Annotated in this window: 23 protein-coding genes and 2 pseudogenes; 20 read left to right on the top strand and 5 right to left on the bottom strand. The window is 33.7% G+C overall.

Annotated features, from left to right (window positions below):
- The first annotated feature begins 496 nt into the window (after positions 1-496).
- The 16 genes and pseudogenes from CW751_RS03265 to CW751_RS03195 all read left to right on the top strand — a co-directional run bounded on the left by CW751_RS03265 (position 497) and on the right by CW751_RS03195 (position 14,872).
- Positions 497-1,087 carry a DinB family protein gene (locus CW751_RS03265; RefSeq protein WP_101333572.1) on the top strand — a complete coding sequence of 197 codons (591 nt, stop codon included), beginning with the start codon at positions 497-499 and terminating at the stop codon, positions 1,085-1,087.
- Positions 1,084-1,848 (top strand): C40 family peptidase, encoded by a 765-nt coding sequence (locus CW751_RS03260; RefSeq protein WP_101333571.1) that lies wholly within the window; start codon positions 1,084-1,086, stop codon positions 1,846-1,848. Before CW751_RS03265 ends, CW751_RS03260 begins: the two co-directional genes overlap by 4 nt.
- A gap of 15 nt (positions 1,849-1,863) precedes the next feature.
- Entirely contained in the window at positions 1,864-3,138 is a 1,275-nt protein-coding gene (gene glyA, locus CW751_RS03255) for a serine hydroxymethyltransferase (RefSeq protein WP_101333570.1), read from the top strand.
- Positions 3,139-3,303: 165 nt separating this feature from the next.
- Entirely contained in the window at positions 3,304-4,293 is a 990-nt protein-coding gene (locus CW751_RS03250; protein ID WP_101333569.1) for an endonuclease I family protein, read from the top strand.
- Positions 4,294-4,447: 154 nt separating this feature from the next.
- Complete coding sequence (locus tag CW751_RS03245; RefSeq protein WP_101333568.1) at positions 4,448-4,609, top strand: DUF1328 family protein; 162 nt, start codon at positions 4,448-4,450, stop codon at positions 4,607-4,609.
- 516 nt (positions 4,610-5,125) lie between these two features.
- Positions 5,126-6,865, top strand: a complete 1,740-nt coding sequence (locus tag CW751_RS03240; protein WP_101333567.1) for a hypothetical protein — start codon at positions 5,126-5,128, stop codon at positions 6,863-6,865.
- A gap of 238 nt (positions 6,866-7,103) precedes the next feature.
- Positions 7,104-7,535: an FKBP-type peptidyl-prolyl cis-trans isomerase gene (locus CW751_RS03235; protein ID WP_101333566.1), complete on the top strand. Its 432-nt coding sequence runs from the start codon at positions 7,104-7,106 to the stop codon at positions 7,533-7,535.
- 211 nt (positions 7,536-7,746) lie between these two features.
- The gene (ccoS, locus tag CW751_RS03230) at positions 7,747-7,980 is read left to right on the top strand and encodes a cbb3-type cytochrome oxidase assembly protein CcoS (protein WP_101333565.1); all 234 of its coding nucleotides are present in this window, start codon (positions 7,747-7,749) and stop codon (positions 7,978-7,980) included.
- Positions 7,955-10,140, top strand: a pseudogene (gene ccoN / locus CW751_RS03225) (cytochrome-c oxidase, cbb3-type subunit I). The gene ccoS and the pseudogene ccoN overlap by 26 nt, the downstream one beginning before the upstream one ends.
- 7 nt (positions 10,141-10,147) lie before the next feature.
- Positions 10,148-10,351, top strand: a complete 204-nt coding sequence (locus tag CW751_RS03220; RefSeq protein WP_101333564.1) for a cbb3-type cytochrome c oxidase subunit 3 — start codon at positions 10,148-10,150, stop codon at positions 10,349-10,351.
- A 2-nt stretch (positions 10,352-10,353) separates the two neighbouring features.
- Entirely contained in the window at positions 10,354-11,820 is a 1,467-nt protein-coding gene (locus tag CW751_RS03215) for a c-type cytochrome (protein WP_101333563.1), read from the top strand.
- Positions 11,821-11,924: 104 nt separating this feature from the next.
- Positions 11,925-12,832: pseudogene (gene ccoG / locus CW751_RS15885) on the top strand (cytochrome c oxidase accessory protein CcoG); the annotation flags it as partial.
- A gap of 12 nt (positions 12,833-12,844) precedes the next feature.
- On the top strand, positions 12,845-13,336 hold the full coding sequence (locus CW751_RS15880) for a FixG Ig-like domain-containing protein (RefSeq protein ID WP_317045784.1): 492 nt from the start codon (positions 12,845-12,847) through the stop codon (positions 13,334-13,336).
- 15 nt (positions 13,337-13,351) lie between these two features.
- On the top strand, positions 13,352-13,774 hold the full coding sequence (locus CW751_RS03205; RefSeq protein WP_101333562.1) for a FixH family protein: 423 nt from the start codon (positions 13,352-13,354) through the stop codon (positions 13,772-13,774).
- Positions 13,762-14,538, top strand: a complete 777-nt coding sequence (locus tag CW751_RS03200) for a sulfite exporter TauE/SafE family protein (RefSeq protein WP_101333561.1) — start codon at positions 13,762-13,764, stop codon at positions 14,536-14,538. The genes CW751_RS03205 and CW751_RS03200 overlap by 13 nt, the downstream gene beginning before the upstream one ends.
- Positions 14,539-14,560: 22 nt before the next feature.
- Complete coding sequence (locus CW751_RS03195) at positions 14,561-14,872, top strand: rhodanese-like domain-containing protein (protein WP_101333560.1); 312 nt, start codon at positions 14,561-14,563, stop codon at positions 14,870-14,872.
- Between the two features lie 426 nt (positions 14,873-15,298).
- On the opposite strand, the gene CW751_RS03190 is transcribed toward CW751_RS03195, so the two are convergent.
- Complete coding sequence (locus tag CW751_RS03190; protein WP_101333559.1) at positions 15,299-15,823, bottom strand: DUF1573 domain-containing protein; 525 nt, start codon at positions 15,821-15,823, stop codon at positions 15,299-15,301.
- A gap of 55 nt (positions 15,824-15,878) precedes the next feature.
- On the bottom strand, positions 15,879-17,459 hold the full coding sequence (locus CW751_RS03185; protein WP_101333558.1) for a S41 family peptidase: 1,581 nt from the start codon (positions 17,457-17,459) through the stop codon (positions 15,879-15,881).
- A 471-nt stretch (positions 17,460-17,930) separates the two neighbouring features.
- Between CW751_RS03185 and CW751_RS03180 the strand changes: the two genes are divergently transcribed.
- On the top strand, positions 17,931-18,836 hold the full coding sequence (locus CW751_RS03180; protein WP_101333557.1) for a C40 family peptidase: 906 nt from the start codon (positions 17,931-17,933) through the stop codon (positions 18,834-18,836).
- Here CW751_RS03180 and CW751_RS03175 read toward each other — a convergent pair.
- From CW751_RS03175 to miaE, 3 genes are all read right to left on the bottom strand, one after another.
- Positions 18,826-19,362, bottom strand: a complete 537-nt coding sequence (locus CW751_RS03175; protein WP_101333556.1) for a hypothetical protein — start codon at positions 19,360-19,362, stop codon at positions 18,826-18,828. The two genes, CW751_RS03180 and CW751_RS03175, sit on opposite strands and share 11 nt — an antisense overlap.
- Positions 19,355-22,306, bottom strand: coding sequence for a glycosyltransferase family protein (locus CW751_RS03170; protein ID WP_133122108.1), 2,952 nt, complete (start codon positions 22,304-22,306; stop codon positions 19,355-19,357). The genes CW751_RS03175 and CW751_RS03170 overlap by 8 nt, the downstream gene beginning before the upstream one ends.
- A 91-nt stretch (positions 22,307-22,397) precedes the next feature.
- On the bottom strand, positions 22,398-22,979 hold the full coding sequence (gene miaE / locus CW751_RS03165) for a tRNA-(ms[2]io[6]A)-hydroxylase (protein ID WP_101333765.1): 582 nt from the start codon (positions 22,977-22,979) through the stop codon (positions 22,398-22,400).
- A gap of 743 nt (positions 22,980-23,722) precedes the next feature.
- Here miaE and CW751_RS03160 point away from each other — a divergent pair.
- The 3 genes from CW751_RS03160 to CW751_RS03150 are packed head-to-tail and all read left to right on the top strand — an operon-like array spanning position 23,723 to position 26,393.
- A complete protein-coding gene (locus tag CW751_RS03160) occupies positions 23,723-24,793 on the top strand; it encodes a T9SS type B sorting domain-containing protein (protein ID WP_101333554.1) in 1,071 nt (356 codons plus the stop codon).
- Positions 24,794-24,800: 7 nt separating this feature from the next.
- Positions 24,801-25,802: a PorP/SprF family type IX secretion system membrane protein gene (locus CW751_RS03155; protein WP_101333553.1), complete on the top strand. Its 1,002-nt coding sequence runs from the start codon at positions 24,801-24,803 to the stop codon at positions 25,800-25,802.
- A 3-nt stretch (positions 25,803-25,805) separates the two neighbouring features.
- Positions 25,806-26,393: an acyl carrier protein phosphodiesterase gene (locus tag CW751_RS03150; RefSeq protein ID WP_101333552.1), complete on the top strand. Its 588-nt coding sequence runs from the start codon at positions 25,806-25,808 to the stop codon at positions 26,391-26,393.
- Positions 26,394-26,470 lie beyond the last annotated feature (77 nt).

The following is a 26,470-nucleotide window of genomic DNA, read 5'->3' as shown; positions in this document are numbered from 1 at the left end:
GACCTTTCTTTAAACATCCTTACTGGAGGAAACACAAACGAACAATATTAAACATTTAAATACCTATCGGATACTTTACCAATAAATATATCTAAGTCGTCGACCATATTAATAAACGGTTAACTGACAAGATCCTTCGCAAATTTCACTTTCCAACCGGTTGAAAAATCTTGTCAGGTTATAAAGAGTACTCTATATTGTAGTTTATAAACTACTTGTAAAGTTCCTGATAAGCATTAACATTTATTTAATTGATACCCGTATATAATAGTAGTTCGCATGCTTAATTAAAAACTTAGTACTTAGTATAATACATTTCTAATCGTATATTTATTTTGTTACAATCAATGTTAGTTAACTTATATCATATTCATGCGTAAATTGGCATCTCTTATACATCAATTCATTTTTTTCAATTAAAAAGCTTAAAATAAAACCAAAATCTTGGCTACTATTGATAAATGATGTTAATTTTGAATTGTTCAAGAATTCAACTATGAAGGGTTATTTATCAATAGAATTATTATCGAATCTCAAACAGATTACCAATTCAAACATTGCTTTGGTTTCTAAAAAGTGTATTCATTTAGGTCAAAATCAATTATCCTGGCGTTCAAGTAAGGAAAACTGGAGCATTCAAGAGGTACTTTCCCACTTAAACAGTTATTCAGACTTTTATCACAAGGTATTTATTGATAAAATAAAAAACACAAAACACGATAATGCCAAAGAGACTTTTGTACCGTCGCCACTTGGCAGAAGTGCTTGGAAGTCTATGAAACTTGGTCGACTAAATAATATAAAACGAAAATTTAGAGCTCCTAAAGCGTTTAATCCAACATTAAACACAACAATTATTGAAGAACATGCTGTTCGGAATTTTATTAATAATCAAGATCAATTACTTAACATTTTAGAATTGGCCGAACAGGTAAATTTGAAAAAAATAAAAATACCTATTTCAATTAGCAAAATTGTTCGTTTAAGACTAGGCGATGCACTCATGTTTGTTATTTATCACAACGAAAGGCATATTCAACAGATTAGAAATATTCTAAATCACCCCAATTTTCCAAAGAAAAAATGAGTCAAGCATACAAGGCTATATGTAAACTAACGGTTATTCCAGTTCGAAGTAATCCAAACGATACAGCTGAAATGGTTACGCAATTATTATTTGGTGATTTGGTAACCTGCATTTCTTCCATAAAAAATTGGGTTGAGATAATCATTAATCATGATCAATACAAAGGTTGGGTTGATGAAAAACAACTACTTAAAATAAACACTCAAGAAGCTGAAGCCATCGCCAAAGTAAAAACTTACCAATTGAACAACACACTTTCTTTAAAAACACCTTGGGGAGAGCAACTTATTCTTTCAGGAAGTCCTGTCTTGTCGAAAGAGAAGCAGTTCTCTATTAACGACTTGTCATTTGAATGGAAAAATAATACTCCCAAACAAGATACTAAAGACCTACTTGAATGCGCAAAAAGTTATTTGAATGCACCCTACTTATGGGGCGGAAAAACAAGGTTTGGCATTGATTGTTCAGGCTTAACGCAAACTGTTTATCAACAAATAGGTATTCAATTGAAAAGAGATGCTTCTCAACAAGTAAAGCAAGGTGAGGATATTGAACTCGGTAAACAAAAAGCAGGAGATTTGGCGTTTTTTGAATCAACAACTACTGGTAAAATAACACATGTTGGAATACTATTAAATGAAAATGAAATCATACATGCACATGGTCGTGTAAGAATTGATCAGTTAGATAGTAAAGGAATTTATAATAGGGAAAGTGAATATTATTCCCACCAATATCACAGCATAAGACGATATATTTAAAAAAAACAATATAAAATGAAAAGAGATAACGAAATTTTTGATCTAATAGGTCTTGAGAAAGAGAGACAAGTAAACGGAATCGAGTTAATTGCCTCTGAAAACTTTGTTAGTGAATCAGTAATGGAAGCAATGGGATCTGTTTTGACCAATAAATATGCAGAAGGTCTTCCAGGAAAAAGATACTATGGTGGTTGTGAAATTGTTGACCAAGTAGAGCAATTAGCAATTGATAGAGTTTGCAAACTGTTTGGAGCAGAATGGGCCAACGTACAACCACATTCAGGGTCTCAAGCCAATGCTGCAGTTATGCTTGCATGCCTAAAGCCCGGTGATGCAATTCTTGGATTTGATTTATCTCATGGTGGTCACCTTACCCATGGTTCTCCTGTTAACTTCTCAGGAAAATTATATAATCCTCATTTTTATGGAGTAGATAAAGAAACGGGATTAATCGATTATGACGACTTAGCGCAAAAAGCCGAAGAAGTTAAACCGAAAATGATTATCGTTGGAGCATCCGCTTACAGTAGAGATTGGGATTACGCAAAAATCAGAAAAATTGCAGATCAAATTGGCGCACTAATCTTGGCAGATATTTCTCATCCCGCTGGATTAATTGCTACAAAACAACTTGCCAACCCAATGGAACATTGTCACATCATTACCTCAACTACACATAAAACACTTCGTGGACCTCGTGGAGGAGTAATCATGATGGGGAAGAATTTTGACAATCCATTTGGTATCAAATGGAAAAATGGAAATTTACGTTCCATGGCTTCTTTGTTAGATGCTGCTGTTTTTCCAGGTACTCAAGGCGGACCATTAGAACATGTTATTGCTGCAAAAGCAGTTGCATTTGGTGAAGCGTTAGACCCTAAATTTGTTGAATATCAGAAACAAGTTATGGCAAATGCAAAAGTTATGGCCGATGAGTTTGTTAAACGCGGATACAAAATCATTTCAAAAGGTACAGACAATCATAGTATGTTAATAGATCTTAGATCTAAAGGAATTACAGGAAAAGATGCTGAAAACGCACTGAATGATGCCCATATAACGGTTAATAAAAACATGGTTCCTTTCGATACAGAATCGCCTTTCGTTACCTCAGGTATTCGAATTGGTACACCAGCAATTACGACCCGAGGACTAAAGGATGCAGATATTCCAAAAATTGTGGAGTTGATGGACAAAGTAATGAGTAACATGAATGATGAAGAAATAACTCAATCAGTAATTTCAGAGGTTAAAGCATTGATGTCGAACTACCCTTTGTTTAAATACTAAATATTTTTCACTTTATATAAGGTCACCATAGACGAGGTGACCTTTTTTTATTTTTTAAAAAATTATTGGCTTAACTTAAAGGAAAAACAAACCCTTTTCAAAATAATTTCGTCTAGCTAACATCTTAATAGAATATTAACAATATTACAAAAGTACAAATAATATATGCATTTTTTTTCATCCACATTATTTACAATAACACTTTCTCTTTTTTTTATCAATCTAAGCTTTAGTCAGGTCCCAGCTGGATATTATAATAACGCAGAAGGGCTTGAAGGAGAAGCTCTTAAAACAGCACTTCATGAAATAATTAAAGATCACACAGAGTTCTCCTACTCTGCTGGTGGAACAGATGTTTGGGACATATTAAAGCAAACAGACAAGGATCCAAACAACTTCAACAATGTAATTCTATTGTATACTGGAGCTTCAGTAAATGCAGCACAAGAATACAATGGCGGTAGCGGATGGAATCGTGAACATGTATGGGCAAAATCCCATGGAAATTTTGGAACCTCTAAAGGGCCAGGTACAGACGTTCATCACCTAAGACCCTGTAATATACAAGTCAATTCTGACCGAGGAAACAAATGGTTTGGTAATGCCACTACACCTCATAACCACAGCGGACCTACCGGGAATTACTACGATGACATTTTACATTTATGGCAACCCAGAGCAGAAGTAAAAGGCGATGTGGCGAGAATGATTTTCTATATGGCTACTCGATACGAAGGAACCGGTAATAACGAGCCAGATCTTGAAGTGGTTGATTATTTACCAACTAATAATAGCACATCTGATCCTGTACACGCACTTCTATCAGACTTGATGGAATGGCATCATGAAGATCCTGTAGATAATTGGGAGAAAACCAGAAATGATGTTATTTATTATCAATTCCAAAACAACAGAAATCCATTTATTGATGAACCTGGTTATGCTGATTTGATTTGGGGAGACTCGACGATAACCACAGATCCTGAAACTCCTGAGGATTCAACAACTTTTATACAAAATGAAACAATTTCATCAACAAAAACTGTAATAAAAATAATGGATATCACAGGACGAGAAGTTCAACCACAACCCAATATGTTGCTAATTTACATATACAGTGATGGCACAAGAGAGAAGAAAATACAACTTCAATAAAATTAACATCTATTGATTAAAACACCTAAAAAATCTTAAAGATTGAGCAGTTTTAATTTTAATTAATTGATAATTACTATTTTAAAATCAATTAACGTTGTAATGCTACTAAACAAGTTTTACAACTATTACTTAAACTTTAAAATTTACTATTATGTTAAGATTATCGATTGCTTTAATTATTATCGCTGTTGTTGCAGCTATTTTCGGATTTGGTGGAATTGCAGCTGGAGCAGCATACGCTGCGAAAATTGTATTTTTCATCGCTTTAGCTTTAATTATATTGAGTTTAATTTTTGGAGGCTTTAAAAAATAAGTCTTTCTATTTATATAATATTTAAGTGAAGTGTCTTTTACGAGAAGCTCCACTTTTATTTTAATAAACAAAATCCTAAATTTAATCGCGATTTCTTTCATGATTTAAAATGAAAACAGTTAAGTTAAAATAGTCAACTTTTAAGTTAAAATCCTCAATCTGTAAGACCTTTATTGTAAAAAATGAAATTCAAAAGATATATATAAAGATTTCTCGTCATCCCAACAAATTGGGATTCTGTCGAAAAGACAGGTTTCAGGCTAGGACAAATGGAAAAAAGAAGAAAAGCAGAGCTTTTCTTCTTTTTTACTAATTTGACCCCATACGACTGTCATTTCGATCATCCCAAAAATCAAAGATTTTGGGATGGAGAAATCTATAAAAATGTTATTGGTATAATCGCGGGGAATCACAAGTTAAATGTCTTCGTTATTTATTATTCTTTATGGCTGATGTAAATCATATAATCTCTTAACCGATATCCTTAATTTTCGACCTTAATTATAATGACAAAAAATGACGAAATTACATCAATTCCATATCCCTGTAATGGGGATTGGTTATACATTGGACACCCCAATAAAAGTTGCTCAATTTGGCATTGACTCTGTTGTCTCTTTGGTAGATGATGAATTAATGGAAAAATTGCGGAAAGTATATTGTAACAAATTCCAACGCAACTATATAGAGATATCAAATAAAATCAATGATTATAGAGCAAAAAGAATTACTAGCTTTCTTAATTTACTCCAAGATATAAGTGAGGAAAAATTTAATCATTTAAAAAAATCAAGCCAAGGGATTAAAAAATACTTCCGTTTGCTTCATGGTTCGCAAATCGACAAACCAGAATCAGCTGCAATACATCAAATGCACCTAGGAAGCATTGACGTTAATATAATGACCAAATTAGACAAGGAAAATTACAATCATAAAAAAGAAGTCCTGCCAACTACTCATAATGATGCACACGCAGCCCTCAGAGGTTTCGCAAAAAGCAAACTCAATTCATCTTTGATTTTATCTGCTGGTATGAATCCAAAGCTCTTTAGTTATTTCGAAGATTTTGAAGATTTTTTTCCAGACAAAGCGTGTAATTTTAACAAAAAAATCATTATTAAAGTTAGCGATTATAGATCAGCACTCATTCAAGGTAAGTTCTTCGCCAAAAAAGGTTTATGGGTTTCAGAATTTAGAATAGAATCTGGACTCAACTGCGGTGGACACGCATTTTCAACGAACGGAATGTTACTTGGTCCTATTTTGGCAGAGTTTAGAGACAAAAAAGAAGATATCTTTAATGAGTTATATCCTTTGTTTATAAAAGGACTTCAATTGAAGAATAAAAATGTACCGATTACAAAACCAACAATCCGATTGTCTGCTCAAGGAGGTGTTGGTACAGCAGAAGAACAAGAATTTCTTATTCAACACTACAAAATTGATAGCGTTGGCTGGGGAACGCCTTTTCTACTAGTGCCACAAGCCACAACTGTTGATCAAAAAACGATCAAAAAGCTTATAACAGCAAGGGAAAGTGACCTCTATTTAAGTAACATTTCTCCACTTGGAGTACCACTAAATAATCTTAGAGGAAATTCAAAAGATTTGGAGAAAAAGACGAATATTAACAACAAAAGACCCGGAAGTTCATGTCCTAAAAAGTATTTAGCACAAAATAAAGAGTTTACGAATCATAATATATGCACTGCTTCCCGACAATATCAACACCTTAAAATACAGGCACTTCAAGCAGAAAAGCTATCTACTGAAATTTATCAAAAACGAGTTAAGAAAATCACAGACAAGTCATGTATTTGTGTGGGATTAGGGACATCCACTTTATTAAAACATAATTTAGATACAAGCAGAGAAGGAAGAGGAGTTTCAATTTGTCCAGGTCCAAACTTAGCCTATTTTTCAAAAACAATGAAGCTAACTAACATTTGTGATCACATTTATCATCGAGATAATGTAATTGAACGTACCGATCGTCCAAATATGTATATCAAGGAACTTCGACTATACCTGAAGGACTTCAAAAACAAAATTCAAGAGTTAGAACACAATCGTTCACCAAAAGAGGAAAAACAAGTTAAAAAGTATGCTCTAAATTTATTAAACAGTATTAAATATTATAGAGATAATTTCAGAGAATTACCCAATTATTTTATAGCGCAAAAAAAGCAAATTTCAAAAGAACTTCAATTGACTAAAAATCATATAGAAGCTCTAAAGATCAAGGCTAAGTTGTAAGTTTTTCAATTTACATTGAATTCCTTATTGTTCATTTTAATCGAAAAAAGTTATGCTTGAGATACAATCTATAGGCTTGTTAAATTTAAGGAACAAAATGAAAATAATTTCAGTTAATTTTTTGTAACTCACAAAAAAACAAGGCTATATTTTTGGACTTCACCACATAAGCTATACCTTTGCAAGAAATTGAAGCAAAAATGCTTTGATTAGATATTAATACACAAAGACAGATAGTATGAGTCAAGTTAAACAAAATGACAAAGTAAAAGTACATTACACTGGTAAATTAGCAAACGGCGAAGTTTTCGACAGTTCATTAGAGCGTGAGCCAATGGAATTCGAAGTAGGTAAAGGACAATTGATTCCAGGTTTCGAAAACGGAGTAATTGACATGAAGGTGAATGAAAAGAAAACGATTGTTATCCCATCTGCTGAAGCGTATGGAGAGCCACGTCAGGAATTAATCCAAGAGGTACCAAAAGATCGTTTACCTGAGGAAATTAAACCAGAAGTTGGAATGGGCTTAGTTTCAAAAACACCAGATGGAAATGAAATTCAATTGGTTGTAAAAGAAGTGAAAGATGATGCTATTGTTGTAGATGGTAACCATCCATTAGCGGGACAAGAATTAACATTTGATGTAGAAATCGTTGGAATCAACGGATAAACAAACAAATATTTTAAAAAAAAGGTGAGGTTTAAATCTCACCTTTTTTTATGTGCTAATCTAAAAAAAAATACTACTAAAATCTGATTCATAAAAAACCATGTAGGCTGCGCTACTATTTAGAATTAGTCTAAATTATAACTGATATAAATCATATTTTTTACGTCTACGATTTTTGTTAAATATTCATAAACCTATTTATATTTGCACCATGGAAATCATCTATTTAATGTTGATCGTAAGTTTACTCATAGCCTTGGTGTTTTTGGCTTCATTTATTTGGGCAAATAAAACAGGGCAATACGACGATGACGTTACACCAGGCATGCGCATTTTGTATGACGATGAAGAGGTAAAAGAGGTAAAAGAGGTAAAAGAAGTTAAAGAAGAAACAAATAAAAACAACCAAATAAATAAAAATGGAAGTAATAGAAGTAAAGTATGACAATAAAATTGTAAAATACTTCGCGTATGCAACAATTTTTTGGGGAGTTATTGGAATGTTGGTCGGTTTAGTGGCAGCACTTCAATTGGCATTCCCTGATTTTTTTAACGACTACCTTGGATATAAACTTATCTCATTTGGTCGTATTCGTCCACTACATACCAACGCAGTGATATTCGCATTTGTTGGAAATGCAATATTTACAGGAGTTTATTATTCCATGCAACGTTTACTTAAAACACGTATGTGGAGTGACAAGTTGAGTTATATTAACTTCTGGGGTTGGCAATTAATAATTGTTTCGGCAGTTATTACACTACCAATGGGATTCACTTCTACAAAAGAATACGCGGAATTGGAATGGCCAATTGACATTGCTATAGCAGTAATGTGGGTAATATTTGGTTGGAATATGTTCGCTACTATTTTGGTTAGACGTGTAAAACACATTTATACTGCAATATGGTTTTACTTAGCAACCTTTGTTACCGTTGCTGTACTACACATTTTTAATTCTTTTGAAGTACCTGTACACTTTATGAAAAGTTATTCTTGGTATTCAGGAGTTCAAGATGCATTAGTACAATGGTGGTACGGACACAACGCAGTTGCCTTCTTCTTAACAACACCATTCTTAGGACTGATGTATTACTTTGTGCCTAAAGCAGCAAATCGGCCTATTTACTCATACAAATTATCAATAATCCACTTCTGGGCTTTAATATTTATATACATTTGGGCTGGACCTCACCATTTATTATACTCTAGTTTGCCAGATTGGGCACAATCTCTTGGTGTTGTATTCTCAATTATGTTGATTGCACCATCTTGGGGTGGTATGTTAAACGGATTATTAACACTTCGTGGTGTTTGGGATAAGGTAAGAGACAGTGCTGTACTAAAATTCTTCGTAGTAGCATTGACAGCATACGGGATGGCCACTTTTGAAGGTCCCCTACTCTCTTTGAAAAATATTAATTCATTAACCCACTTTACTGATTGGACAATTGCACACGTTCACGTTGGTGGATTAGGTTGGAATGGAATGCTTGCATTTGGAATGCTTTACTATTTATTCCCTAGACTTTTCAAAACAGAACTCTACTCAAAATCGTTAGCTAACGCTCACTTTTGGATTGCAACATTTGGAATAGTATTATGGGCAATACCTATGTATTGGGCTGGATTTAGTCAAGGATTAATGTGGCAAGAATTCAATCCAGATGGTACGCTTGCAAATCCTGATTTCTTAACTACGGTAACAGCATTGAAACCATTTTACATCATGCGTTCATTCGGTGGTTTAATCTACATCATAGGTGTATTATTAATGGGATACAACTTAATTAAAACTGCTAAAAAGGAACATTTGCTAACAATGAGGTGGTTGAAGTAACCTCTTCAATTAATAAAAAGCATGACGAAAAAGATGAATACTGGCACCGAGTTATCGAGCGTAAACCTGTTAGATTACTTGTGTTTAGTATAATTGTGATTGCAATTGGTGGAGCCGTGGAAATTATACCAACTATGGCAGTAAAATCAAACATAAAACCAATAGCTCAAGTTAAACCTTACACACCTCTTGAATTAGAAGGTAGAGATATTTATATTCGAGAAGGTTGTGTTCAATGTCACTCTCAAATGGTACGTCCGTTGCGTTTTGAGACAGAAAGATATGGAGAATACTCCAAAGCTGGAGAATTTGTATACGACCATCCATTCTTATGGGGATCTAAAAGAACAGGTCCTGATTTAGCTCGAGAAGGTGGACTGCGAAGTGATTCTTGGCATTATGGTCACTTGATCATCCCAAAACAATGGTCACCAGGTTCAATTATGCCTGCATATCCATGGCTTGCAGAGGATGACTTAAATACAGAATATTTGGAGAAAAAGATTACTGTAATGCAAAGTTTGGGTGTACCCTATCCAGAAGGTTATGAGAAGGAAGCTCTTGCAGACCTTAAAGAACAAGCAAAAGAAATTGCTAGCAACATTGTTAATGATTTAAGTAAGGAAGAAAGTAACGTAAGTGTCGATGAAATTGCAAACAAAGAAATCGTCGCAATCATTGCTTACCTACAACGATTGGGTACAGATATTAAAGCTGTTCCTGCTGAAGCTGGTGATGAAGAAATCGAAACATCAATGAAATAATTAAAATATGCTTAGATACATTAAACATAATATGTCAGAGATTGCGGGAATAGAAATATTCCCCATCATCTCTCTCCTCATTTTTGTTCTGTTCTTCGCAGCAGTTCTTTGGAGAATATTTAAAATGACAAAATCCGAAACAGAATCATATAGTCATATACCTTTAATGGAAGACCAGGATTCACAAGATACTAACGAGACTAAAGATTAATTATGAAAAAAGTAATGAACTTAAAAAAATCAATCCTTCTAGGTGTTTTATCCCTCGGTTTCGCTTTCATTGCAAACAGTCAGGACGGCAAAGCATTATACGAATCAAAATGTAGCGTTTGCCATATATTAGGCAAGGATGCTACAGGTCCAAACTTAATTGGAGTTAAAGCCAAATGGGAAGGTGAAGAAGACAACCTTTATGAATGGGTTCTAAATCCAGCAAAATTAGTAGCGTCTGGAAAAAGTGAACGTGCTAAAGAAGCTGAAGATTTTAGTGCAGCTTTTATGCCACCACAAAACATCAGTCTCGAAGAAGCAAAAGCGGTAATCGATTATGCCGACGCATGGGAACCGCCTGCACCTGCTTCAACATTACCAACTGATGAAGTATCAAGTACAAGTGCTACTAGCGATGCTGAAAATGTAACTTATGTTGATAATTATGAATCAAATTTAACGATGTTTAAGGTGTTTCTCTTTATCATCCTTGTTTTACTATTGGGAATATATGTTGTTTCGCGAAGTACTTCTGCCCTGATGGCTTCTGAATTATACAGAGAGAAAATTGCAGAAATTCATAACCGATCAAAGAAGGACAATAAAACATTAACTATTTTAATGGTGTTAGGATTTATTGGAAGTAGTCAAATCGCTAATGCCTTGTCTTTTTCTGCACCCAATGCTAAAGCTGCTGACTTAGAGCTATGGGTTTATGTAACCTCCGCAGATTTGAATGCTTTAGTTATTATAACACTTCTTCTCTTAGCATTTTTACTTCACATGATTAGAATGTTCTACAAAACTTTGAGACTGATAAAGCCCAAGGAGGTAGCAGTTAATGCAGACGGTACCAAAGAAAGTTCGAGAAGTTCATTAGCACAAGCATTACAAGGTGGTGTAGCAATTGAAGACGAATATAAAGTTGATTTAGGACACGACTATGATGGTATTAGAGAGTTAGATAACCCTATGCCTCCATGGTGGGTAGCTGGATTTATCATCTCAATAATTTTCGGTATTGTTTATGTTTTCCATTATCATATACTTGGAACTGGAGATTTGCAAGAAGCAGAATATAATAAGTCAATTGCTCAAGCAGAAATACAAATTGCTGAATACCGTAAAGCAAATGCAATGAATATTGATGAGACAAATGCGACGTTGATGGAAGATCAAGCTGACCTTATGGAAGGAAAAGCGCTCTATCAAAATAATTGTGCTGTTTGTCACACCGAAAATGGTGGTGGTGAAATTGGACCGAACCTAACAGATGATTATTGGGTGTATGGTGGCGATGTAAAAGACATTTTTAAGGTGATCAAAAAAGGAGCACCTAAAGGAATGCCTGCTCACGAATCTAAATTCAATCCTGTTCAAATACAACAAGTTTCATCTTATGTTTTACACTTTGATGAAGTTACAGAAGCTGATGGTGGTAAAGCACCTGAAGGTGAACTAGTGGAATAAATACCACTTATTATATTAAATACACCAATTCTTTACGTTAATCACAAAAAGAATTGGTGTATTTCTCAAATTTTAAACACTCTACAAATAAACAATTTAATGTTATGGCAAATGTAGATGATTTATACGAAGACGAATTTAGAGACTCCATCTCAACTGTTGATGAAGACGGTAAAAGGATCTGGGTATATCCTAAAAAACCAAAAGGTTTCTTTCATAAATGGAGACTCGTTTTAAGTATTTTTTTACTGGTCCTTCTATTTGCTGCTCCACATATTAACATTGGTGGTCAACCCTTAGTTTTAATAGGTATTCTCGAACGTAAATTTGTATTATTTGGACAAGTATTTTGGCCACAAGATCTCTACATATTTGCCTTCACAATGATTTTGCTCATTGTCTTCATAATTTTATTTACTGTAGTTTTTGGACGTATTTTTTGTGGTTGGATTTGTCCCCAAACAATATTTATGGAATTTGTGTTTCGTAAAATTGAATATTGGATAGAAGGAGATTGGACGCATCAAAAGAAGCTTAATAAACAGCCATGGAATCGAGAAAAAATCTTTAAGAAAACAGCCAAGCATTCCATATTTCTGCTGATTTCATTCCTAATTGGAAATACATTTTTAGCCTACATTATTGGAGCAGATGAATTGTGGAAAATTCAAACCGATCCATTAACTGCGCACTTAGGCGGATTTATCGCAATGATTGTTTTTTCACTCGTTTTTTACGGTGTATTTGCATTTTTAAGAGAACAAGTGTGTACCACCATTTGTCCTTATGGCCGTTTACAAGGTGTTTTACTTGATAAAGACTCTATTATTGTTGCTTATGACCACAAACGTGGTGAACCAAGAGGTCGTTTTAAAAAAATGAAGTTCGAGCGGAAGAAAATAAAGGAGATTGTATCGATTGTAAACAATGTGTTCATGTTTGTCCTACCGGAATTGACATCAGAAATGGAACTCAATTAGAGTGTGTCAATTGTACAGCATGTATTGATGCTTGTGATGATATCATGGAAGCGGTAAACTTACCTAAAGGACTCATCCGATACGCCTCTGAAAGTAATATTGAAGGCGGTAAAAAATTCAAATTTACCAAAAGAATGAAGTCCTACTCTGCCCTTCTAGTTTTACTTTTAGTAATATGGGGAACATTGATCGGAACACGAACAGATTTTCAAGCTGTTGTATTGAAGAAAAGAGGATCTTCTTATCAAACATTAGATAATGGGATGATAAGTAACATATACGAATTGGAATTAATCAATAAATCCAAGGATTCTTTTGAGATTTCATTAAAACTCGAAGATGATATTAAGGGTGAAATCAACGTTACAAAATCTCCCTTACATTTAGGCCCTGAGGAAAGTACAAAGAACAATTTTATAATAAAATTGGATGCCAATGAGCTGAAAAGAGGACAGAAAAAGTTAAAAATTCGCGTAATGGGAGACGATGAAGAATTGCTCAAGGTCAAAACAAGTTTTATTGGACCATTATTATAATTAAATTTTAGAGAGATGAATTGGGGTCACGGAATTACAATTGCACTTGTTGCATTTATGTCGTTTATCGTTTACATGGGAGTTATATTAATTAAAACCCCCACGGAATTAGTTAGTCCAGATTATTATAAAAATGAAGTGGTGTACGAGCGTGAAGTAACAGCGCAACAGAATGCCATTAACAACGAAAGTAATTTGGAAATTGAAAACACTGAAGAAGGGCTTTTTTTACAGATCAACACAATTGATGAAGTTAAAAAAGCACATATCAAACTTTATCGTGCAAATGCTAAAGATAGCGATGTAAATATTGCTTCTGATGGGAAAAGTGTATTTATCAACAAAGAAAAACTTACAGCAGGAAAATATTACCTAACTGTTGACTGGAAAGTGAACGATAAGAATTTTCAATTGAGAGAAACCGTATGGATTCAATAATAAATATTGTTTTTATTGCCTTTAGCTTAGGTTTGGTCACCAATTTACATTGTATTGGGATGTGCGGACCTATTGCCATGGCTTTACCTCTTAATCGTAAATCTAAAACAACAATTGCTGGTGGTATTACTGCGTACTCTTTAGGAAGAAGTTTTGGTTATACTACAATGGGAGTTATTGTTGGTTTGATTGGTCTGAGTGCATCTATGTTAGGTGTACTTCAATGGCTAAGTATCGCTTCTGGAGTTCTTATCATAATATTTGCATGGGGTGCATACTACAAAGGAAAAGCAAGAACATCATGGTTTAACAAATGGGTGATGAAAGCAATGTCAAGGTTTTTGAAGAGTAAACCAGCTGGTACACCAAAATTAATCGGTATAGGTTTTATCAATGCGTTTTTACCCTGTGGAATGGTCTATGTTGCACTTATCAGCGCTTTAAATGTTGGTGGAATAGAAAATGCAATGTTGTATATGTTTTTCTTCGGTTTAGGAACATTACCTGGTTTTCTTTTTCTTGGAGCTATGAAAGATTATTTTGCGAAAATGCAAGTTTTTAATCGTAAAATGGTATTGGCTAGCCTAATTTCATTAGTAGGAGTTTTTATGATTTTACGAGGAATGAACCTTGGAATTCCTTACGTTAGTCCTAAAATGGAGATGGTCGTTTCTGCTCAGAAAGAAACAAAAAAAGAAACAAAAAATATTGAGGCTAAGATGTCATGCTGCTCCCAAAAAGATGAGGAAGGATGTGATAAATAGTCTACCAAATTTAAAGTAAATTATGGAAAACTTATCTCAGGAAGAATGGAAAGCTCTCTTAAAAGCTAAAAATAATGCAATCATTATCGATGTTAGAAGACCAGAAGAATGGGAAGAAGGAATTATTCCTCACTCGAAATTGATCAACATTATGGATCCTGGAAATTTCGTAAAAGACATTGAAAAATTAGACAAAGATATGCCGTATTTTATATATTGTAGAAGCGGTGCCAGAAGCGAACAAGCGTGTATTGCTATGAACCGAATGGGGTTTAAGGAAACATACAATTTAGTGGGTGGTATACTCGACTGGAAAGGTGAAATTCAAAAGTAATACCTGAATTCTACCTTGTCAGTTAACCGTTTGTTCAGATGATTGACGGCTTTGATATATTTATTGGTAAAGTATCGCATAGGCATTTTATTTTAATATACACATGAGGATTTTCCAAAATTGAATATATTGATTCCGCTATGATTAGTGGTAGTAAATTCTATTTTACTAATCAGGCATCGAATAGGAACTAAGCTCAAATAATTCCAATTTAGCTGTTTTAAAACGACTCTACATTTAACCCGGATTATTAACTTCATCTCGATAAACTCGATACATTGCGTTGAACTCGCAAGCTCGGTTCAGCACATTTCTTATTTTCAACAACAATTAAACTCGTTTTTAGACTTAGCTTAATTCTAAAACCAAAGTTTTGGGTATAAAAAAAGGAGCAATATTGCTCCTTTTCACATTATCTATCGACTATTAATTGTCAACCATACCTTTGATAGTTACCATTTTTGTTGATCCTGGAATGTTTGCAGTTACAGTAACTGTTTTATTCATAGGTTTTCCCGCTTGAGCTGCATTAGATTCAAAAGTTACCTCCAATTCTCCTTCTTCTCCTGGCATAATAGGCTCTTCTGGTTTACGAGGCACTGTACATCCACATGAAGCTTTAGCATCATTTATGATAAGTGGTTTATCACCTGTGTTTTTTACAGTAAAAACAGTTGATACAGGAGTTTCTTTTGGAATAGCTCCAAAATCATAAACATTTGGAGTAATTTCCATTGTTGTTTGATTAGCTAATCGCTCCTTCTCTGCCTCTTCTTGTTTTTTCTTTCTTTCTTCAGCTGCTTTTTTTAATTCTTCAGCAGACTGCGATCCAGCAGAAAGTTTTGATCTCTTCTCTCCCTCTTTCACTTCAATGTTTGCATCTACTCCATTATCATTGGTACAAGAAAACGTCATAAAAGCAATTGAAAATACCCAAAGTATCTTTTTCATAATTATCTATTCTTTAAAGTTACAAACACAAATATATAAAATGTATTTTCTTAAATTAATTTAATCCTACTTTTTCGTAACGACCAGTCTGTAAAGTTTTATACGCTTCCATGAAAATTTCATTTTTCACATTGAAAATTTGATAAAACGCCTGATAATCCCAAATATTTTGTGCAACCATTGCCTTTAACCTTATTTTTAAAAGGTTTTCACTAATCGCATAATCTTCTTCAACCATTGCTAAAGAGCTGTCTTCCTTCACTGCGTAATCAAAGAACTCATTCATGAATTTTTCGTCTACCTCAAACTCATTTTTAAAACTTTCGATTGTATTGTATTGCCGTTTGATTTTTTTTCTATTCTCGTTAGCATAAGCTAAAGAAAACGTATTGATCACTCCTGATCGACTCAATGACTTATAAAAGTTGGAATATTCAAGCGTATCTAATGGCACGAATATATCAGGCATTATTCCACCACCTCCGTATACGTCTCTTTCTTTAATCAGGGTCTTGTGGATTAATGAATCGGGTAAATTAATACTGTCTTTATGCATCATCTCTCCATGTTCAAAACGTTCCATATAGTCATTTCTATATGCATTCAAATCTTCATAAGGTTTTTGAATAAACCTTCCACTCGGAGTGTAATATCTAGCAATCGTTAATCTTAATTGCGATCCATCAGATAGTTCAATTGGTCTTTGCACCAATCCTTTTCCGAATGAACGACGTCCAATCACTAGGCCTCTATCCCAATCTTGAATGGCTCCAGATAAAATCTCGCTCGCTGAAGCTGAACTTTCATCAATCAACATAATTAATCTTCCTTTTTCAAAATCTCCTTTAGTATCTGCTTTTAAAACACTTTTTGGTTGTTTCCTACCTTCAGAATAAACGATTAACTTTTCATCAGCTAAAAATTCATCAGCAACATATTTGGCGGCGTAAAGCAGTCCACCTCCGTTACCTTGCAAATCAAAAATTAAATCTTTCATTCCTGCTTTTTTCAATTTTTTAATTGCCGCTTTCACTTCATCTTTCGTTGTTCTTGAAAAGTTCGTCAGCTTGATATAACCAACTTTATCATCAACCATGTAAGCACTCACCACTGAATGAACTGGAATATTATCTCGTGTGACAGTGTATTTAATGGTTTGTTTTTTATTTCTTAGAATAGTGATTTTAACCTTTGTTCCTTTCTCTCCGAGCAATCGTTCTCTTACTCCAGAATTCTTTAATCCAACGCCAGCTATAGTTTCTCCATCTACACTAATGATTTGATCCCCTGCCATAACTCCCAATTTTTCGGAAGGTCCACCAGGAATTGGGTTAACTACCAATAATGTGTCTTTCAAGATATTAAATCGTATTCCTACACCCACAAAACTACCATTTATGCGTTCGTTGGCTTGTTTTACTTCATCTGCTGGTATGTATGTTGAATGTGGATCTAATTCCTCCAACATTGAAACGATAGCAGCCTCTGAAATCTTTTGGTTAGGCACCTTGTCAACATACATTCGATCAATATATGTATACACTTCATACATTCGCATCATGTCAGGATCATCTACTTGACTAATTGTATGTGTGGTAACGAGAACAGTTAAAAATAGAAATAATAATCTTTTCATTGTTTTGTTTTTTATGGTCTACTGCAAATCTATGTCCAAAAATAAAAGTTCGGATGAATATAAACGCAGAATATAAAGATTTGTTTTCAATCTAACCTGTATTATTCAACCCTTTTCATTCTTTAAATGAAAAATAAATCGATTTTAGACATTTATTCTGACCTTGTAGGGTATAAAACTATTCTAAGTTTTGGGGAGCAATGTTTTATTACTTGGCTTCATTTGATAACACATTTCAATTGAAATTTATTGTTATAGAATATCATTATCTTTAAAAGAAGCTACGCCTCTAAAATTTAGAATATTCTCATGAACCGAGCTTGCGAGCTCAACGCAATGTATCGAGTTTATCGAGATGAAGTTAATAATTTGAGCTAAGTCTTTTAAACAAACAATTGTTAATCTATTCTTCCATAGTGGCACAGTTTTCCATGGGGTTTTAGTTTAAATTTGTAAAAAGTCCAAAAATTCATGTACAAAGCAATATTTGTGTTATTTCTGTTTTCGATTCATTGTTCATTAACTGCTCAAGTAATGGAATTCGATCAACTTGAAATGCGTTATGATCAAAAACAATTTAAAAGTGTTTACAGAAAAGCAAACCGACTATTAGACAATCCGGCTTACGATTTTTCTTTTGTTCCAAGTTATTACTTGGCACTTTCTCAGCTACAATTGGCTCAAAGTGATCGGTGGAGAAAAAGGCATCAATATGCGGTTGGAGAAGCCATTGAAACATTTGAAGAACTCAACAAAAGTTTAGAAGGAAAAGAAGTCTTAAAAGTACATCAATATGAACTGAGTATTTTAAAAAGTGATTTAAAGCAATGGATGTATGAACTTAAGCTAAAAGGTGATGATAAAACTTTTAAACAAATAGAACGTTTAACCCAATCTGTTTTAGAAAATGTACCCGAAGTTATTGACATGAAGGAGGATTTGCTTGAACCTGTAAACAAACCAATTGTAGAAAATGTACTTGATGTTTCTGCACAACGCATGAATTTAATTCAATCCTCTGAAAAACTATTAGGAATTCCATATAAATGGGCTGGAAATACACCTAAAGGATTTGATTGTAGTGGTTTTACTTGCTATTTGGCAGAACAAGAAATGAATCAGCAATTAAACCGAAGGGCAGCTGATCAATATAAATTTGCCACAAAAGTTAAACGTAAAAATGTTCAACCTGGAGACTTGGTTTTTTTTGATAATGGTTCAGGAATATCACATGTTGGAATCGTATATTCATTAAACAATAATAGTATTCAAATGATTCATGCCAGTACCAGTATAGGTATTTCAATTGTAGATATTTATCAATCTTCCTATTGGAAACAAAGAATTGCTGGTTTTGGAACTTACTTTAAAGACTAATTGTGGGTCTTTTAATGAAAATAAGCAAAATACTTAATACTGAAATAAAACCTCCACATACATAAAAAAGCATAGGTTTTAGAAGTGTCTGAACCTCAAAAATGAGTATTACTGATAAGAAAATGAATAGTAAGTAGTTTATAATACCTAATAAGTGTTGAGCTTTCGGCATACCTTTCTTAATAAAACCACCCATTAACGCAAAGACTCCGGTTCCAAGCTGGAAAATTATACCTCCACTGAGGAAGTTCCAATGTTCGATTAGCCAATCAGGATTAAACAACCCTATAATTGGAAGGAACAAAGGAGCTAGGATAATTAATAATAGCAAGACAAATATTGGCTTGGACAATTCGTTTCTTTTGACTAACCAAGCTAAAGAGAAAAATGTGATAAAGCCTACTGCTAAAATAGAAACAAACTTGAAGTTGCTAATGAAATTTATAACACCAAAGATCATCAACAAGGCAAGTATTAGCAATACAATTACACTCAACAAACTTAATATCCCGATTGGTCTATTCATTTGATTTGTTTAAAATGAAGTCCTTAATCGCAAATCCTAATATCAAAAGGATTAGCAAAAGTGAACCTGTAAAAGAAATCATATTGGCAGTTTTATATTTTTGAACTTCAAATTTCATTTCTAAATCATAACTTCCTGCTTCAAGTAACATTCCACGCAATAAATAATTTACCCGCATTATATCAACTTTTTCACCATTAACATAAGCGTTCCATCCATCTGGATAATATATTTCTGAAAAGACTGCGAATTGTGGCTCATCAATGTCCACTTTGTAGGTTAGAGCATTAGGTGCGTAAGATGTCATTTCAATTTGTCCATTTCCGCTAAAAGTAAGGGAAGGCAAACGAGTGGCATCTTCTTCATTGATAATCACCTCATTTTGAGGATCAAAATCATGTATCTTTTGGATATTAACCAATGTTTCAAAACTATTTAAACTATCTTTTTTCAATTCAGCTGTCGGAATCCAATTAGTCTGTCCATTAACATCCACCACATAACTAGAATTAGTTCCTGAATTAACAACAGGACTTATATCTAATGTAATGGTATCTCCAGTAAACAACTTCAGCTTTTCTCTACCCGAAATGGTATCAGATGCTTTTAATTTATTGTTTACAATTAATTGTGCTGCCTGCGTACTTTCAATCAAAAACCTATTGCCTAAAGCCAGTATTTCTTGATTGGCCGTTGGCTGCACATTTACCTCTTTAACAAACCAAGCATTCCCAAGTGCCATAGGATTTCTATTCACCTGATTCTTTTGAATGAAATATTTTACATTCAACATATTTAAGACATCCATATTGTTATAATTAATATGGAAATCCTTAACATTTTGAATTCTTCTTAGTTTCGCACCATGATAACCATTAATAGCCTTATGAAAATAGGAAGCACGAGAACTATTGAATCCAAGAGCAGGCTCATAAACACGATAATTCGTATTTAAACCTAAAGTTTGAAACTTCTTCAACCATAATTCATCATTATTTACACGCCCTCGCGGTCCATTTTTATCAACTTTAACCGCTTCAATTTTCTTTTTTAAAGTTGGATCTTGTGCAATCTCTTGTTCCAAGATTTGTTTATCTGCCTTGGTTGGTGATACAGGGAAGTCTTTTTCTGTACTTTTCACCCAATAATCATACGCCCTGCCGTTCGATTTTTTATTATTGAGATAATTTAAACTAATAGGAACTAAGTCTATGAGTATAAAGGCCAAAAGACCAAATAAAATATACTCTTTCCTAATTGGCTTTTTAAGGTATAACCAAATCAGAACAAATCCTATTACCAAAAACAAGAGTGATCGAAGCATACTACTCTGATAAATTGATTTCCGCACTTCAATTAAAGCTGAAAACTGACTATCTACCCTTTTCATTTGTTGATCGACAACTTGTTGCACCTGATTGGGATTATTAATATCAATACCATTTTCTAATAATACCTGAGGGTCTTCGTTAGCCAATTGCGCCCGAACTTGATCTTCGTATCCATAAACTAGGTTTGCTTCTTCATTTGAGAGATAACCATCTCCGAGTCCTGTAAATGTAAGTATAACTAAAAGTCCAGCCATAATTCCCGAAGCAATATAAAAAGGCTGAATACGGTCTTTAATCTCCTCCTTTCTTTTAAATAATTCATTTAAAAATAAAACTGCTAATAGTGGAATAGTTAATTCCACAACAACTAAAATGATGGTAACTGCTCTAAATTTGTTGTAGAAAGGAATGTAATCAATAAAAAAATCTGTAAGCCCCATAAAGTTTTTACCCCATGAAAGCATTAATGCTAAAAGAGTTGCCGCTAAAAGTCCCCATTTAAAAGGACCTTTAAGGTAAATCATTCCTAAAACGGCAAGAAAAAACACAATAATTCCGATATAAACAGGACCTGAAGTAAACGGCTGATTTCCCCAATAAATATTGTTTTGTGCAACCAATGTTGCTTTTGAACGCATTTCAGGCTCACGCAATAAATCAGAAAACTGACTATTAGACAATGCTGCACTGCCTCCACCCTTTATATTTGGTGAAATTAGCGTCATTGACTCTTTGATTCCATAACTCCACTGTGTAATGTAGTCTTTATCAAGTCCAGAAGTGGTGTTTTTGTTATTAGCGCTTCCATCTACGCCAATTGTAATATCATTTCCTCCTCTAATTGTATGTTTAGCGTAGTCATTGGTCAAAGAAAGGTTTCCATAATTCATTCCTAGCGCAAACACATAAGCAATGAGCAAACCACCTGTTACCTTAGCAAAATGGAGTAAACGTCTGTTTTTTAATTGATAAATAAATTCAGCAATTCCCAAGAATAGAAGTATCATTCCAATATAGTAGGTCACCTGAACGTGATTTGACATAACCTCCAAGGTCATAAATAAAGCGGTTAATAAAATCCCCCATTTCAAATTATGACGATAAGCCATATAAAAAGCTCCAATGAGCGGAGGAGCAAATCCAATAGCCGCTGCTTTGGTATTATGTCCAGCTTGTAAAACAATTATATAATAAGAAGAAAAAGCAAAGGCAAAAGCACCTAAAATAGCAACTTTAGGATTCACTTTCATAAACAAAAGCATCAAATAGAAACCTAATAAATAAGCGAAAAACATACCTGCGGGGGAACTCATCCATAGATGAAACGCTTTGTATGCATGGGACAAAATATTCCCATCATATTTTGTTGAAATTTGATACGATGGCATTCCTCCAAACATAGAGTTTGTCCATAACGGTTCTTCATCAGCTACTTCTCTATAATGGGCTATTTCATTGGAAGCTCCTTTGAACTGTTCAATATCGTGTTGTTTTAAACCATAGCCTGAAAACTGAGGTTGAAAATAAATTAGCGTTGTAATAATAAATAAAGCGAAGGCTAATAAATGTATCCAATTGTGCTTAAGTAAGGATTTTAAATTGATTTTTCTCATCGTAGAAGACATTTGGCGCTATGTTTTATGCGTTTTATTAATTCGTAAATATAATTAAAGTATGGAGTAAATAATAAGCTAGGTCAAAATTTTAACCATGTATGGTTTCCTTTTTGCCATATTTCTTCATAAGCTCTGCCTCATAAGTAAGGAAGTCTTGCCATCTTTTATCAACATCTATTGTTGAAGCATGTTTTTTTGCAAAATTTAAAAACATCGTATAATGTCGGGCCTCACTTTCCATCAATTCTCTATAAAACACCCTCAATTCAGGATCTGATATATTTTCAGACAACAATCTAAACCGCTCACAGCTCCTAGCTTCAATCATAGCTCCAAAAAGCATTTTTTCAACAAATTGTTGCTCTTTGCTTCCTCCTTTTTTAATAAATGCCAATAAATCATGAATGTATTCATCCTTTCGTTCTCTTCCCAACTTTAAGTTTCGTTTAAGAATCTCTCGATGAACCATTTGGAAATGCTCCATTTCCTCTTTCACCAACTCCCCCATTGCTTCAACGACATCAGGATATTCAGGAAACTTCACGATTACCGTTATCGCATTAGATGCTGCTTTTTGTTCACAATATGCATGATCAGTGAGTATCTCTTCAATATTTTTCTCAACGATATTTACCCATCGTGGATCGGTTGGTAATTTTAATCCTAACATAATTTTTTTACACAAAAATAGACTTTGAACATCAAATACCAATCTTCTGAAGGAAATTTCGTTCTTTTCATTTGATTTCCATATAGAACAAAACAAACGCTCAAGCTTTAATCCTTTACTGCAATGCTTGGATAGTAAAACACTGTGCACGAAAGAATTCCAAAACATAAAATCTATATTCTTTATATCTGGTTTTTAAAAACTTATCCATTTTAACATTGTAGATTAAGCAATTTTTTTTTGTATGAAGGCAAATACTCGATAGATAAAAAACAACACGTAGATAAATTTATACTATTGTCCGATTAAAAAATCATTACACACAACTTAGGTTTTCCAATTCAAAAATTCTTTCTTTTCATTTTTTTATTCAATTCCTTAAAACTTTTCAATGGTTTTCATGCGATGCGCTGAACCTGTTGAAGTGAGCTTGCATCGCTGCGGTTCTTGATAAAAAAACGAAACAACCGACCAACGGGAGCTCACGAACACAATTGAAATAAACAAGGTGAGTAACAAAATCAATGGAATTCCATGGCGAGGGCTCGGGATGGAATCCCAAGCGCTCCGAACTTAGCTTTTAGCCAAAACAATAGTCTAGGTTTATTAAGTAGCGTATGACACTGAATTATCAGACAACCTCGTAAATTTTTAAAGGTATTATTTAGACAACAATTATAATTTAATAAAAATTTTGTTACTTTTGAACAATTAGAATAATCTATGAAACATTTAAGAAACCAATGAAACAATTAGCACTTTTCGTTACTTTACTCTGTGTATCTTTTGGTTATAGTCAAACAGCTGACTTTACAACTCCAAACTTTAATATTTGTATTAATGATTGTATTGATTTTACTGATGCATCAACAGGAACCAATATTTCAACTTGGGACTGGACATTTAATGGAGCAGATACACCAACTTCTACAAATCAAAACCCAACAGGTATTTGCTATTCAACAGCAGGTACTTTCGATGTCACCTTAACAATTACAGATGATAACGGAACTAATGATATTACTTACCAAGTAACTGTTAGCAATTGTGCTACTGGACCAACTGCAGCATTTACCGCAGATACTTTAAAGGTATGTAAAGGCGATTGTATCTCATTTACGGATCTTTCTACTGGTGACCCTACATCATGGAGTTGGACATTTACAGATGCGGAACCTGAAATGTCAAATGTACAAAACCCACAAAACATCTGTTATGACAGTGCTGGAGTTTTTGACGTGACTTTAAATATTACAAGCGATACTGGTTCTGATCAAATTATTTCTACCGTTATCGTAGAAGATTTACCAATTATTGAAGGGTATGGAGATACAATTATTGATATTGGAGGTGCTGCCTTAATAGAAGCTAATCCTATTGATCCAGGAATATTCTTTTGGGATCCAGCAGATGATTTGGATTGCTCAACTTGTTATGACGCTATTGCCACACCTCTATTAACTACAACATACTATCCATCTCTTGAAGGTTTAAATGGTTGTATAGGTAGAGACACCGTAATGGTCTATGTGAATTTCGAGGAAATCGTTGAAGTACCAAGTGCTTTTTCACCCAATGAAGACGGTTTAAATGATACACTCAAGGTATTGGGCTTAGGAATTACAGAAATTGACTTTAAAATCTTTAATAGATACGGTCAAATGGTATTTTCTTCCACTGAACTAGATGAAGGCTGGGACGGAACCATGAATGGTGAAACACTAAACCAAGGCGTTTTTGTTTACACGTTGAGGTACTCACTTATTGACGGTACCGAAGGTGAAAAATCAGGCAATATTACACTTATAAAATAATATTATTATGAAATTTATATTTTTAGCACTTGCTATAATTTTAAGTTCTTTTGTTTTCGGGCAGCAAGGGAAAAACTTCAGTATGTTTTTTAATAATAACATGCAACATAACCCTGCTGCTGTTGGAACACAAAATAATGATCTAAAGGTATTTGCTAACTTTAGATATCAATATTTAACGGTTACGGATAAACCTTTCCAGACTATTTCTGCATCAGGTGAAGCCAAGCTTTTAAAATCACGTGAAAGAAACGGTTATCTAGGAATCGGAGCCTCATTTATAAACGATATGAGTGGTGACGGTCGTTATATGGTTAATAACATAAGTGTGCCAATTGCTTATCACATTTTTTTCAATGAGAACAATTCAATTTCACTTGGAGTTGCTCCTGGTTTATATCAGCGTTCTTTAGGTGGTGGAAACTTGACTTGGGGAAGTCAATGGAATGGTTATGAGTTTAACCAAGGAATGCCACCAGAAGCAATTGGGAATACATCTACTGCAAATTTTGATTTAGGTGCTGGATTATTTTATAAATTTCAATCGTCACCTTCAAACAAGGTATATGTTGGATTCTCAACTCAACACATTTTAGAGCCAGACATGCGTTTCAATGTTGGAGATGATTTATATAGAAGGTATATTGGTCAGTTTGGTATGAGTCATCGTTTCGATATGAGTTATTTTGGAATTTCTCCAAATGTACTGGCGGCTTTCCAAGGGCCTAATCAAAATATAATTTTTGGATCAAACTTTGATTTTTACTTACAAGAACCTTCTTTAAGAACTTTATTTTATACGCCAACAGTTTTCTCTTTTGGTATTTACCATAGATTAAAACAATCAATCATTGCTAATTTTCAGTTCTCCTTTAAAGGGATGACTATTTCTGCAGCCTACGATACGAATATAAATGCAATGCTACCAGCTTCTAAAAGTGTTGGTGGATTTGAAGTTTCATTTATATATGATATCATGTTGAATAGAAAAGCTAGATTTATTTATTAAAACTTGAATTATTTAGGACATCTCTATTTTTCTAAAGACAATCTCGCTTTACAACTTGCTAATATTTACGGTGATTTTGTAAAAGGTAGAGATTATTCATATTTACCAAAAGTTGTTCAAAATGGTGTGACTTTACATCGGAAAATAGATGATTACGTAGATCATCATCCTGATGTTGTAGAGCTACGGCGAAGTTTATATGAGGATTTACCAAAAATTGCTGGTATTGCCATAGATTTGTATTTTGACCATTTATTAGCGATTCATTGGCAGCAATATCATTCAGAACCTTTCAACGACTTTGTAAATAGATTTACAAAATATGCTATTCAAACTCAAAGTCATAGTTTTAAGAATCATTCTTTTACCTATCCTAATGATTTTATTCATCTGATGAATCTGATTCATGAACAAAAGTGGATTCAAGGTTATAAATCACTAGAAGGAATGAATAAAGCAGCAACAGGTTTATCGAAGCGAATTTCTTTCAAAAACAACTTATTTGAGTCGGCTAGGGTATATACTAAATACGAAGAAGAGATTACCAACACATTTCACAATTACATGAAAGACGCAAAAGTTACTTTTTAACAGGAATGAAAAATTTTGAACCGTTAAGAAATAGAGCTTGATAAAATTTCAATCAAAAAATTACGTTTATTACAGGT

Origin of the sequence: Brumimicrobium salinarum, from assembly GCF_002844555.1 — a bacterium.
Classification (GTDB): Bacteria; Bacteroidota; Bacteroidia; order Flavobacteriales_D; family Crocinitomicaceae; genus Brumimicrobium; species Brumimicrobium salinarum.
This window is presented reverse-complemented; position numbering and strand designations above follow the sequence as displayed.

Bases quoted from the DNA above. Each gene is read 5' to 3' on its own strand.
- ccoS (WP_101333565.1), top strand. From the start codon at position 7,747: ATGGAAATCATCTATTTAATGTTGATCGTAAGTTTACTCATAGCCTTG.
- miaE (WP_101333765.1), bottom strand. From the start codon at position 22,979: ATGTTAGGATTAAAATTACCAACCGATCCACGATGGGTAAATATCGTT.
- CW751_RS03155 (WP_101333553.1), top strand. From the start codon at position 24,801: ATGAAATTTATATTTTTAGCACTTGCTATAATTTTAAGTTCTTTTGTT.
- CW751_RS15880 (WP_317045784.1), top strand. From the start codon at position 12,845: ATGGAAGCGGTAAACTTACCTAAAGGACTCATCCGATACGCCTCTGAA.
- CW751_RS03180 (WP_101333557.1), top strand. From the start codon at position 17,931: ATGTACAAAGCAATATTTGTGTTATTTCTGTTTTCGATTCATTGTTCA.
- glyA (WP_101333570.1), top strand. From the start codon at position 1,864: ATGAAAAGAGATAACGAAATTTTTGATCTAATAGGTCTTGAGAAAGAG.
- CW751_RS03190 (WP_101333559.1), bottom strand. From the start codon at position 15,823: ATGAAAAAGATACTTTGGGTATTTTCAATTGCTTTTATGACGTTTTCT.
- CW751_RS03220 (WP_101333564.1), top strand. From the start codon at position 10,148: ATGCTTAGATACATTAAACATAATATGTCAGAGATTGCGGGAATAGAA.
- CW751_RS03170 (WP_133122108.1), bottom strand. From the start codon at position 22,306: ATGAGAAAAATCAATTTAAAATCCTTACTTAAGCACAATTGGATACAT.
- CW751_RS03175 (WP_101333556.1), bottom strand. From the start codon at position 19,362: ATGAATAGACCAATCGGGATATTAAGTTTGTTGAGTGTAATTGTATTG.
- CW751_RS03245 (WP_101333568.1), top strand. From the start codon at position 4,448: ATGTTAAGATTATCGATTGCTTTAATTATTATCGCTGTTGTTGCAGCT.
- CW751_RS03250 (WP_101333569.1), top strand. From the start codon at position 3,304: ATGCATTTTTTTTCATCCACATTATTTACAATAACACTTTCTCTTTTT.
- CW751_RS03235 (WP_101333566.1), top strand. From the start codon at position 7,104: ATGAGTCAAGTTAAACAAAATGACAAAGTAAAAGTACATTACACTGGT.
- CW751_RS03160 (WP_101333554.1), top strand. From the start codon at position 23,723: ATGAAACAATTAGCACTTTTCGTTACTTTACTCTGTGTATCTTTTGGT.
- CW751_RS03200 (WP_101333561.1), top strand. From the start codon at position 13,762: ATGGATTCAATAATAAATATTGTTTTTATTGCCTTTAGCTTAGGTTTG.
- CW751_RS03195 (WP_101333560.1), top strand. From the start codon at position 14,561: ATGGAAAACTTATCTCAGGAAGAATGGAAAGCTCTCTTAAAAGCTAAA.
- CW751_RS03240 (WP_101333567.1), top strand. From the start codon at position 5,126: ATGACGAAATTACATCAATTCCATATCCCTGTAATGGGGATTGGTTAT.
- CW751_RS03205 (WP_101333562.1), top strand. From the start codon at position 13,352: ATGAATTGGGGTCACGGAATTACAATTGCACTTGTTGCATTTATGTCG.
- CW751_RS03215 (WP_101333563.1), top strand. From the start codon at position 10,354: ATGAAAAAAGTAATGAACTTAAAAAAATCAATCCTTCTAGGTGTTTTA.
- CW751_RS03185 (WP_101333558.1), bottom strand. From the start codon at position 17,459: ATGAAAAGATTATTATTTCTATTTTTAACTGTTCTCGTTACCACACAT.
- CW751_RS03260 (WP_101333571.1), top strand. From the start codon at position 1,084: ATGAGTCAAGCATACAAGGCTATATGTAAACTAACGGTTATTCCAGTT.
- CW751_RS03265 (WP_101333572.1), top strand. From the start codon at position 497: ATGAAGGGTTATTTATCAATAGAATTATTATCGAATCTCAAACAGATT.